We start from the raw sequence: 11409 nt of genomic DNA, 5'->3' as shown, positions 1-11409 counted from the left end.
CCTATGCTGCGCAATTTTTATACAGCGCTCAGGACTGATTATATTTAAACAACGGCAGCAGGTAGCGCTGCGCCTCTTCCGTGATGGCCTCAAAGTACTCTGGCTCAAGCGTTCGCCATAAGCGCTGATACCAGACATCTTCACCTTCGCCCCGCACCATCATGTTTCCTTCGTAGGCCTGCATAAATTTACTGCGCGCTTTCTGCAGTGACGCCTCATCCGTTAACATCGCATCATTCTGCGCGTCATAACAGGCTTTTATCCAGGCACCGCCGCTTTCCGGCAGCAGCAGGAGCGGTTTATTCATTCCCCGACGGTAACCCTCAATGTACAAAGACAGATAACCTAACGCCTCCTCTGCTTCCATCGACGGGAAGCGCCACTCGCCGTCTTTGCGCACGAATATCCGACTTTCACCTTTATGACCATCCGCACTGTAGACAAGATGTTCCAGCCAGAGTTGCAAACCCTGTGAAACGCTAAGCATAGAGGGTCGCCAGCGCAGCAGCCCGTCCGGCTGAACCTGGGTCAACCAGCCCGTAAGCTGTACACCATTGCAGTTGAGATCGATTTCAATACTTTTCCCCGGCTGTCGGCACGCTCTTACTCGCTCTGCCAGGGCGGTCATCTCCTGACACTGCGCCTCCCAGACAATTTCCCCGAATGCCCCATAGGGCAGCTGCCCTGCAGCACGGTAGCGGCGATAAAGTTTGTCAGCATCTTCTTCTTCAACCAGCGCATTCAGCAGCTGGAGGTTTAGCTGATAGCGCTCCAGCCCTTCCAGCGTAAAAGGCTCTGCATCCGGAATTTCGCTCTCTTCAGAACGGAAGTTGACCTGCAATCGCTGCTGGAAGAAGGCCCGCACCGGATGCGCCCAAAACCGCTGAAGCTGTTCGAAGGTAAGCGTATCGACAGGGCGCGGGTCAAGCTCCTGAATGAAATCGGTATGTGCACTCCCCTCCTTTTTCGCCGCCGGTAGCCACTCCTGCGCATAGCTCTGGCGCTCGCTGGGCGTGAAGTTCACCGGGTCAAACGGCATGCGGCTGTGGAAACAGGTGATATGGGCTTTCACCCTCTTCTCGCTTTCATCGCAGTTGCGATCTTCATCCCCCGGCAGATAGTGACTCTGGCCGATATAGTCCACCAGCTCCTGTACCAGAACGGAGGGAAAACGCTCGCTGTTGTCCTGAATGGAACGGCCGATATAGCTGATATAGAGCTTACTCTGGGCGGAAATGAGCGCCTCAAGGAAGAGGTAGCGGTCATCATCGCGGCGGCTACGGTCGCCCCGCTTTGGATCTGCGCTCATCAAATCGAACCCCAGCGGTGCCAGCGCTCGCGGATAAACGCCATCGTTCATGCCAAGCAGACAGACCACTTTAAACGGGATAGAACGCATTGGCATCAGGGTGCAGATATTGATGGGGCCAGCAAGGAAACGCTGGCTGATTCGCTCCTGATCGAGCCGCTGCGTTAGCTCATCTCTCAACAGCGAAAGCGGGATGGCCTCCTGATAGTGGGAGTTCACGCCTTCATCGATGATCGCCTGCCACTGCGTTTCAATCAGTGCCATTGCCGCTTCGGTGTCACTGTCTGGCAGGAAGAAATCATTTAGCAATGCCCTGCAAACCGGGAGCCACGCTTCAAGCGGACGCGGCTGCATCAGCTCGTGTCGCCAGCGGTTAAGCTGCATCAGGAGTGACGCTAAATGCCCCACCAGTTCAGCAATTAACCCGCTGGACTCATCGTAAGGCAGCACCTCATTCCACTCGCCCTGGCTGCTCTCCATGGCGTAGCCCAGCAGCATACGCGTCAGGCCAAAACGCCACGTATGCTGCCCGGTTGGAGGAAGTTCGAACTCCTGAACGTTATCGTCATCGATCCCCCAACGAACGCCAGATTCGTTCACCCACTGACGAAGGTAGCGCAGCCCCTCTTCAGTGATGCTGAAGCGTGCAGCCAGCACGGGAACATCCAGTAACGCCAGGACATCTTCGGAGATAAAGCGGCTATCCGGCAGTGAAAGCAGAGTGATAAAGGCCTGCAGTGCCGGATGCGACTGGCGGGCACGACGGTCAGAGATAGCGTAAGGCAGATATCGCTCGCCCGTCGCACTACCAAAGACAGCCTGAATGAAGGGACTGTAGCTGTCGATATCCGCCACCATCACCACAATATCGCGTGGCGTCAGTTCGGGAGCGTCCTGCAGCATCGCCAGCAGCTGGTCGTGAAGCACTTCGACCTCACGCTGAGGGCTATGGCAAACATGGATCGTGACGCTGCGATCGTCAGCATCCAGCTTGCGCTTGCTGTCGCTACGTTCGAATTCTTTCGCCGTCACGCCCATCACGGCACGGTTTTCCAGATCGAGGATATCAAGCTGAATATGATGCAGCAGGCTATCCGGGGTAATATCGACAAAGGCATCCACGTCGCCTTCGCCTGATGAAGTGATGTCTGAAAGCATGTGAATGTAGTCACGCCCCAGCTTCCCCCACGAGGCAAGCAGTGGATTGGGCAGGTTCTGGATACCGTCTTCATCAAAAAGCTGACCGGCAGTCGAGCCGTCTTTAAACAGCGGGACGGAACGTTCTTCAAAAAGACGCTTTCGCTGGCGAGTTACCAGCCGCGCAAGCCAACGTTCGTCGAGGATATCCCCCCAATACTGTCGGCAAGGGTTGGTGAACAAAATATGGATATCAATATGTTTACCCAGCGCGTTCAACGCCTTCAGATAAACAGGCGGTAATGCGGATATCCCGCAGATAAAAACGCGTGACGGCAGTCGGGCCGGGCGCTCCGGGGCATTCTCGAGTATTGAGATAAACCGCTCGTACAGGTTGGCACGGTGCCACTTAGGCTGCCCAAGTTTCTCCGTGTGTTCTACCAGCGCTTTCCACAGCGGTGCCTGCCATATTTGCGCCTCCGGTAGCCCTTCAACCAACTCGCCCGCTTCCCAACGAATTAACCAGTCAGAACGGTAAACAAGGTATTGGTCATAGAGATCGGCGGTGCGCGACGCCAGCTGGAACAGCTTGCGCTTATCGGTATCGTCATTGAGGTAGTGGCGCAGCATGGCGAATTCATCGTGCTGCAGCATTTCCGGCAGCAGCGCCATGAGCTTCCAGCTCATGCCTTGTTTGTTGAAGGCGCTCTGCTCCGGGATGTCCGGCAACACGCGCACAAACATCTCCCAGATAAAGCTCGCGGGCAGCGGGAAATCAATATTTGCGGCTATGCCAAATTTACGGGAAAGCGACATTTGCAGCCACTGTGCCATACCGGTGCTCTGCACCAGCACCATTTCAGGCTCAAAAGGATCGTCAAGCCGCTCGTGCTCTACGATAAATTCCATCAGCGCTTCCAGCACATCCAGACGATTTGAGTGGTAGACCCTTAACATAGACGCTCCCGACTACTGGCTAACCGGGCAATGCAGACGCGTTATCTCACCGCGCCGCCCCAGAGGAGAAATAAGTGTGACCGTGATGCTGACACATCCTGCGTGCGTTGTCTGCCCCCGACTGGCCTGCCAGCCTGCCGGGAGAACATTTGTTGAGAGCTGAGACTGATTCCAGGCATGGTGCCAGAGCTGGCGATACTGGTTAAACAGGGTGAACCGCGCCGCCAGCGCCCGGTGATAACCCGACAGAGCCGTCACGACGATCACCAGCAGCATCATCGCCAGCAGTACCTCAACCATGCTAAATCCTTTTTCTCTGCTCACGGCAACTGACATAACGCACTCTCCTTAATGGGACAAAAATCACTCCAGCCGTGAGGCGAAAAGCGAACATTCCCGTCGACAATCTCTCCTGCGCGCCAGAGCAGCAGGTCGCTGTCTCCGGCAATCAGTAACACACGCGCTCCATTCAACTGGCGCAAACACACTCGCCACGCCGGTGTCATTTTGCACTGAACCTGTGGCTCCGACGACCAGCTCTGAACTCGTCCCCACTCAAGCGCGGACTGCACCGTCGCCTGCTGCTGAATCGAACTTTTCTCACCGCCAACGAGCGCGCTAAAGGTTGTGAGCTGCTGATTGAGACCGGTGAGGATCAGGGTACCGAGCACCAGTAAAAGCAGAACCATCGCCAGCGAAGACATGCCGCGTTGACGATTCACAGGTTGTACCCCGTGACCGTATACAACGCCTGCCAGGGCTCCCCCTGCTCGCCTTTACGAATCGCCGCCAGTTCGATATTAACCTCTGGCGCAAAACCGGCATGTTCAACTGTCCTCACCACAAAATGCGTGATCGCTAGCCTGTCAGGGTCCGTGAGCTTTTCCCATCCTTTTCCTTCACATGAGGTCGCTCCACGCTGGGTTTCAAGCGCACCAGACTCCAGTCGAAAACCAGTGCTGTCATTTTCTGATGAGCTGTTATCCCAGCTGCCGTTACTGTTGGCATCCCACCGCACAATGACGCAACCTCCAAGCCTCGCGGTCACCAGCGCCTGTCCCTGACAGTTTCCCGCACAGTACCCCGCACGCTGAAGCTGTTTGCCCAAGGCAAACAGGTGGTGCCAGACCTCTTCCTCCAGTTGTCTCTGGCCAGATTGCCCTAAGACCGCCCGCTGCAAGCCGGGTAAAAAACGCGATGCGCTTATCAGCAGGAGGCTGCTAATCGCCGTGGCAATCAGAACTTCAGACAGTGAGAAACCTCGCTGCTTCATCGACATGAACCTCCCGCAGAGACCTTACACATCCTGATGCGCCCTCCATTTGAGACAATAATCAGCCATTCTCCTGCACGGCTCTGAACGCGTATCCGCCCTGCCCAGGCCGTATCCTTTAATCCATAGAACGCGAGCGACGGCGTGACCTCGCTGATCGCGACCTCAGGCCAGAGTGGTATCAGCACAAAGGGACTGCCCTTCTCACAGCCTTGCGCGGCAGAGCTCACCAGACAGTCCCGACCACCCACCCGCTGACGGGTAATTTGATGGTCGCGGTTGTAGCGGTTGGCATGATTGCGCAGAAACAGCAGGTATTCTCGCACCTGACTGGCGGTTTGCCACAGCCGCTGCTGCCGCTGCCAGCTGTCCCAGCCGTACAGACCTGAAGCGCTGAGGATAACGACAAGCGAAATCGCGACCAGCGTTTCGATAAGCGTAAAACCGTTCTCTTTTTTCATACCGGGAGTGTGGCGAAGCGCGGTGAACATGACGAGCGACGGATCCTCGTTTTACGAGGCGTTATCCGGAGAATCAGGAGTGTTGCAGCGCGTTGCACGCTTTCTGGATAGCGCTTCGGGAAACGGGATAAAGGCGAAAAAAAACCGGCGCTAAAGAGCACCGGTTGTGTCACGCTTTATCGCATCAGATAGCGACAGGCGCTTTGATGCCCGGATGCGGGTCATAACCCTCAATCTCGAAATCATCAAAGCGGTAATCGAAGATTGATGCCGGTTTGCGCTTGATAATCAGCTTCGGCAGCGCACGCGGTTCGCGGGTCAGCTGGAGATGCGTCTGTTCCATATGGTTGCTGTAAAGATGGGTGTCCCCACCGGTCCAGACAAAATCGCCCACTTCCAGATCGCACTGCTGCGCCATCATGTGGACCAACAGCGCATAGCTGGCAATGTTAAACGGCAGGCCGAGGAACACGTCACAGGAGCGCTGGTAGAGCTGGCAGGAAAGCTTTCCATCCGCCACATAGAACTGGAAGAACGCGTGGCACGGTGCCAGCGCCATTTTATCCAGCTCGCCGACGTTCCAGGCGGAAACGATGATTCGGCGCGAGTCCGGATCGTTTTTCAGCTGGTTCATCACGGTGGTGATCTGGTCAATATGGCGGCCATCAGGCGTTGGCCATGCGCGCCACTGCTTGCCGTAAACCGGCCCCAGGTTGCCATTTTCATCTGCCCATTCGTCCCAGATTGAGACGTTATTTTCGTGCAGATACGCAACGTTGGTATCGCCTTGCAGGAACCAGAGCAGTTCATGAATGATCGAGCGCAGGTGGCAGCGCTTTGTCGTCACCAGTGGGAAGCCTTCTTGCAGATTGAAGCGCATCTGGTGGCCAAAAATAGAGAGCGTACCGGTGCCGGTGCGGTCGTTTTTCGGCGTGCCCTCATCGAGCACTTTTTTCATCAATTCAAGATACTGTTTCATGGTTCCTCAGGAAATTTGTTGCTGTGGACGACGACGATACGCCCAAATCATCATAATGGCACCCGCGACAATCATCGGAATGGAGAGGATCTGCCCCATGCTGATGTACTGTACCCATTCGCCGGTAAACTGTGCGTCAGGCTGACGGAAGAACTCGACGATAATACGGAATGCGCCGTAGCCAATCAGGAACAGGCCGGAGACAGCACCCATCGGACGCGGTTTGCGGATAAACAGGTTGAGGATGATAAACAGCACCACGCCTTCCAGCGCCAGCTCGTACAGCTGAGACATATGGCGCGGCAGAACGCCGTAGGTATCGAAAATGGACTGCCACTCCGGGTGTGATGGCAGCAGCGCGATATCTTCTGCGCGGGAGCCCGGGAAGAGCATCGTATACGGCACGCTCGGGTCGACGCGGCCCCACAGCTCGCCGTTGATAAAGTTACCCAGACGGCCAGCGCCGAGACCAAACGGGATCAGCGGTGCGATAAAATCTGACACCTGGAAGAAGTTGCGTTTGGTGCGTTTGGCAAAAATTACCATCACCAGGATCACCCCAATCAGGCCGCCGTGGAAGGACATGCCGCCGTCCCAGACGCGGAACAGATAGAGCGGATCGTTCAGGAATACCGGGAAGTTATAGAACAGCACGTACCCAATACGGCCACCGAGGAACACGCCGAGGAAACCCGCATAGAGCAGGTTTTCAACTTCGTTTTTCGTCCAGCCGCTACCCGGACGACTGGCGCGACGGCCGGCAAGCCACATGGCAAAAATGAAGCCCACCAGGTACATCAGACCGTACCAGTGAAGCGAAACAGGTCCTACTGAGAAAATGACCGGATCAAATTCCGGAAAATGCAGATAACCACTGTTCATCTGTCACCACAAGATGTTGTTATTCCGCTGAAAGTGGACAGCGGTAGAAATGCGATTCTGCCGTAAGCAGAGGCTCCAAAGTTGCGAATCATAGCACAAGGCGGGCGCGGAGGATGCGCCAGAGATGTAAAAGATGTGTATAGGGTTTTATGAGCGCAGGTGCCCTCTCCCGGAGGGAGAGGGAGAAAGGCGATTAGCGGCCGCCGCGGATCAGGCCGCCCATACCGCGTCGTTCCATAAACGCTGCGACCTGATGACGAACCTCAGCGGACAGCTGCGCGTCAAGGCTGCGTTCAGCCAGCTCTCGGGCATCATTAATGTCGATATGCCGCAGCAGGTACTTCACGCGGGCGACAGCGCGACCGTTCATCGACAGATGGCGGTATCCCAGACCAATCAGGATCGCAACGCACATGGAATCCCCGGCCATTTCACCGCACAGGCGTAAATCAATGCCGTACTGTTCCGCTTCACGGGCAATCATCGCTAACGCGCGAATGATCGCCGGATGCAGGCTGTCGTAGATACTGGCGACGCGCGTATTGTTACGGTCGACGGCCAGAATATATTGCGTCAGGTCGTTTGTGCCGACAGAGATAAAATCAACACGGTTTGCCAGCTGCGGCAGCATAAAGACCATAGACGGCACTTCAAGCATCACCCCGATCCGCGGTTTCGGGATCGCATAGCCGATCATCTCTTCCACTTCACGGCCGGCACGTTCGATCAGCCGCCGGGACTCGTCGATCTCATCAATGCTGGTGACCATCGGAAGTAAAATGCTGAGATTGCCCGTCGCCGCGTTGGCGCGCAGCATCGCACGCACCTGGATCAGGAAGATCTCCGGCTGATCGAGCGTAATGCGGATCCCACGCCAGCCCAGGCACGGGTTTTCTTCGCTGATCGGCATATAGGGCAGCTGTTTATCCGCGCCGACATCGAGGGTTCGCAGGGTGACAGGTTTGTCGTTAAACATCTGCAGCATCCCCTGATACTGCGCCACCTGCTCCTCTTCGGAGGGGAAACCGCTCTGCAGCATGAACGGGATTTCAGTACGGTACAGGCCAATACCGTCGATGCGGCTGCCAAGCTTTTCTTCATGCTCAGGGCTTAAACCGGCGTTGAGCATGACTTTGATCCGCTCTCCGCTCTTAAGCTGTGCGGGCAGGTTAACGTCATCTTCCGCCAGCTTGCTTAATTCATTCTCTTCGCTGATAAGGCGCTGATATTCCTGGAGCAGAACCGGCTCAGGATCGACCAGCAGCTCACCGCGATAGCCGTCAACGACCAGCGTACGGCGGTGCAGCACCGACGGCTGGATATCCGCGCCCATAACGGTTGGGATACCCAGCGCGCGCACCATAATGGCAGCATGCGAGTTGGCGGCACCATCGCGCACCACCACACCGGCCAACCTGTCCTGGGGCAGTTCAGCCAGCGTCGTTGCCGAGAGTTCATCGGCGACCAGAACAAACCGTTTTGGCCAGGCATTCGGCCCCTGAATGGTGTCATCAAGATGGAACAGCAGACGTTGTCCCAGGGCACGGAGATCGCCAGCCCGTTCTTTCAGGTAACCGTCGGTAAGTGCCGCAAATTGATCGGCAAATTTTTCGATGACCTTCTTAACCGCCCACTCTGCGACCGAGCCTTTATCCACCTCCGCAAACAGCTCACGACGCAGACGCGCGTCGGAGAGCAGGTGCGAATAGAGGTCGAAGATGGCCGCCGTCTCTTTCTGGGCGCCTGCGGCAAAGCGCTTGCTGTAACGACGAAATTCATTCGCCGCCTCTTCCAGCGCGGCGGTAAGACGCTCTCGCTCAAGCGCTTCATCAAGCGTAGAGGCTTCGTAAACCTGCTCCATCAGCGGCAGCGTGGCGTCCATCCAGCCTTCAGCAATCGCTACGCCCGGCGATGCAGGAAGGGCACGAATGCGCGTATGGCGATATTGACCAAAGAGCGCGGCAAGCTGGGACTGGGAGAGGATCGCCGCCATCTGCGTGGCCAGCGTGACGAGGAAAGACTCTTCGCTTTCATCGTACTGACGTAGCTCGCGCTGCTGAACAACCAGCACGCCGAGCAGCTGGCGACGCTGGATAATCGGCACGCCAAGGAAAGCGCGGAAGCGCTCTTCTTTTACGGAAGGAATGTATTTAAAGCTGGGGTGTTTTTGCGCGTCAGCAAGGTTGATGGGTTCAGCCAGCCGCCCAACCAGGCCCACGATACCTTCATCAAAGGCGAGCGTGACGGTGCGTCCACGTGGTTTTTTCAAACCACGGGTCGCCATCAGGTAATAGCAGCGCCGATCGTGGTCGGCCAGATACACCGAACAGACCTCGGTCTCCATCGCAAGACAGATGTCAGTGACCAGAATATTCAGCGCCTCGTTCAGACGCGGAGCACTGGCCACCTTCTCGACTATTTCTCGCAAGCGGGTGAGCATGATTTGCGTAGCTTAACCTCTTTTACGTCGCCATGCAGGTGCGTTCTGCGGCTTAGGCGGGATCTCCTGAAGCTGCATTACCACACTTGCAAACTCTTTCATCACCCTACGGTAAACATCGCGTTTAAATGACACGACCTGACGAACAGGATACCAATAGCTCACCCAGCGCCAGCCATCGAACTCCGGCGTACTGCTGGTTTGCATATTGATGTCTGAATCGTTGCCCACCAACTGCAACAGAAACCACTTCTGTTTCTGGCCGATACAAACCGGCTTTGTGTCCCAACGCACCAAACGTTTCGGTAACTTGTAACGCAACCAGTTGCGGGTCGAAGCCAGGATGCGAACATCTTTTCGGCTTAAACCGACCTCTTCAAAAAGCTCCCGGTACATCGCTTGTTCTGGGGACTCTCCCGGATTGATCCCGCCTTGAGGGAACTGCCAGGAGTGCTGACCATATCGCCGGGCCCACATTACCTGGCCCTGACGATTACAAATTACTATTCCTACGTTCGGGCGGTAGCCATCGTCATCAATCACCGGACTACCCCAAACTAAACCTTATATATGAATGATTGTTTCACACTACAGGGAGGCGGTAAACCACTCTCTTACAGGGCTGCAACCTAATAACATTTGAATAACTCACAAATAAGCGCTGAGTTATAAACAGATGAGAGGCGGTGAAGGGAATTTTATTCACCTTTTCTGTGGATATAGTTGTGAAGAAGTGTCTGATTACCGATGAACAACCTCAAACCCTGCCTTGCCACCGCTTTCGCGACAGTTAAATAACCTAATACTTTTCATAACGTTAAATGTATTTCCATGAACCAAAAGCAGAATAGCGTGACGATCGTCACATCAGAGATCGTCGTGCTGATGAAAGATCGAACAGCGTCGGTTTTATCCACAGATTGTGCCAATAAGTTAGTCACAATTTGTTTGAAAATTGGATTTTCATCGCACGTCAAGGCTGTAAATTGAAACAGTAGTCAGGGTTATGCCCAGTTATCCCATTTTTCTGTGGATAACATGGTGTAAGATCCTGTTCATTGTCAGTGACCAGATTTGAACAACCGGTTTTCCGCCTCAGGTGAAACGATTTCAAACCACTAAAAAAACCTATAAATCATAGACATGGAATATTGGTACAGAAATAGTTAAACTCTATCCACAGGGGACAATTTCTTCGTTTATTTTTTAATCAAAAGGTTACCTTCATGCATCCGCTTACACCCTTGCTCTCGCCGCCGTCCAGCGAGGGCCAGTTGCTACAGCAGGCACAGCGTCTTGCAGGCTTTTCGCTTGGCGAGCTGGCGGCAATGGCAGGGCTTCAGATCCCGAAGGATCTGAAACGGGATAAAGGCTGGATCGGCATGCTGCTTGAGCTGTGGCTGGGTGCCAGCGCAGGGAGCAAACCCGAGCAGGATTTTGCAGCGCTTGGCGTGGAGTTAAAAACCATCCCCATAGACAGCCAGGGCAAACCGCTTGAGACCACCTTCGTCTGCGTTGCGCCACTAACCGGCAACACCGGCGTGACGTGGGAAACCAGCCACGTTCGTCACAAGCTGAAGCGCGTGTTGTGGGTGCCGGTCGAAGGTGAGCGTCAGATCCCCCTGGCTGAGCGTCGCGTTGGTGCGCCGCTGCTCTGGAGCCCGAACGACGATGAGGAGCAACAGCTGCGTCTGGACTGGGAGGAGCTGATGGACATGATTGTGCTTGGGCAGGTAGAGCGCATCACCGCCCGGCACGGAGAAGTATTACAGCTGCGCCCGAAAGCGGCTAACAGCAAAGCGCTTACCGAGGCAATCGGCGCGAAGGGTGAGCCGATACTAACGTTGCCGCGCGGTTTTTATCTCAAAAAGAACTTCACAGGCGCGCTTCTTGCTCGCCATTTTCTTCTAAAAACATAGTTTTTTACTTATTTTGCGAGCTCTCAAACATAATCAGCTGGTTTTTAAGATT

General features: G+C 55.1%; 10 protein-coding genes. 1 reads left to right on the top strand and 9 read right to left on the bottom strand.

What is annotated here, in order from left to right; all coding sequences use genetic code 11:
- Window positions 1-28: 28 nt before the first annotated feature.
- The 9 genes from recC to rppH all read right to left on the bottom strand — a co-directional run bounded on the left by recC (window position 29) and on the right by rppH (window position 9981).
- The gene (gene recC / locus LA04_RS01480; RefSeq protein ID WP_047650234.1) at window positions 29-3403 is read right to left on the bottom strand and encodes an exodeoxyribonuclease V subunit gamma; all 3375 of its coding nucleotides are present in this window, start codon (window positions 3401-3403) and stop codon (window positions 29-31) included.
- Between the two features lie 12 nt (window positions 3404-3415).
- Window positions 3416-3739 (bottom strand): prepilin-type N-terminal cleavage/methylation domain-containing protein, encoded by a 324-nt coding sequence (locus LA04_RS01475; protein ID WP_047650233.1) that lies wholly within the window; start codon window positions 3737-3739, stop codon window positions 3416-3418.
- A complete protein-coding gene (locus tag LA04_RS01470; RefSeq protein ID WP_047650232.1) occupies window positions 3724-4125 on the bottom strand; it encodes a DUF2509 family protein in 402 nt (133 codons plus the stop codon). The genes LA04_RS01475 and LA04_RS01470 overlap by 16 nt, the downstream gene beginning before the upstream one ends.
- Window positions 4122-4682, bottom strand: coding sequence for a prepilin peptidase-dependent protein (locus LA04_RS01465; RefSeq protein ID WP_047650231.1), 561 nt, complete (start codon window positions 4680-4682; stop codon window positions 4122-4124). The genes LA04_RS01470 and LA04_RS01465 overlap by 4 nt, the downstream gene beginning before the upstream one ends.
- The gene (locus tag LA04_RS01460) at window positions 4673-5137 is read right to left on the bottom strand and encodes a prepilin peptidase-dependent protein (protein WP_047650371.1); all 465 of its coding nucleotides are present in this window, start codon (window positions 5135-5137) and stop codon (window positions 4673-4675) included. The genes LA04_RS01465 and LA04_RS01460 overlap by 10 nt, the downstream gene beginning before the upstream one ends.
- A gap of 184 nt (window positions 5138-5321) precedes the next feature.
- Complete coding sequence (gene thyA, locus LA04_RS01455) at window positions 5322-6116, bottom strand: thymidylate synthase (RefSeq protein WP_014885081.1); 795 nt, start codon at window positions 6114-6116, stop codon at window positions 5322-5324.
- 6 nt (window positions 6117-6122) lie between these two features.
- Window positions 6123-6998 (bottom strand): prolipoprotein diacylglyceryl transferase, encoded by an 876-nt coding sequence (gene lgt / locus LA04_RS01450; protein ID WP_023309046.1) that lies wholly within the window; start codon window positions 6996-6998, stop codon window positions 6123-6125.
- 193 nt (window positions 6999-7191) lie between these two features.
- Entirely contained in the window at window positions 7192-9438 is a 2247-nt protein-coding gene (gene ptsP, locus LA04_RS01445; protein ID WP_047650230.1) for a phosphoenolpyruvate--protein phosphotransferase, read from the bottom strand.
- 12 nt (window positions 9439-9450) lie between these two features.
- Window positions 9451-9981, bottom strand: a complete 531-nt coding sequence (rppH, locus tag LA04_RS01440; protein WP_047650229.1) for an RNA pyrophosphohydrolase — start codon at window positions 9979-9981, stop codon at window positions 9451-9453.
- A 683-nt stretch (window positions 9982-10664) separates the two neighbouring features.
- Here rppH and mutH point away from each other — a divergent pair.
- Complete coding sequence (gene mutH, locus LA04_RS01435; RefSeq protein ID WP_038417291.1) at window positions 10665-11357, top strand: DNA mismatch repair endonuclease MutH; 693 nt, start codon at window positions 10665-10667, stop codon at window positions 11355-11357.
- Window positions 11358-11409 lie beyond the last annotated feature (52 nt).

It is taken from the genome of Enterobacter sp. UCD-UG_FMILLET (assembly GCF_000762975.1).
Lineage (GTDB): Bacteria > Pseudomonadota > Gammaproteobacteria > Enterobacterales > Enterobacteriaceae > Enterobacter > Enterobacter dykesii.
The sequence above is the reverse complement of the archived record's forward strand: the minus strand, read 5'-3'. Positions and strand labels throughout refer to the sequence as shown.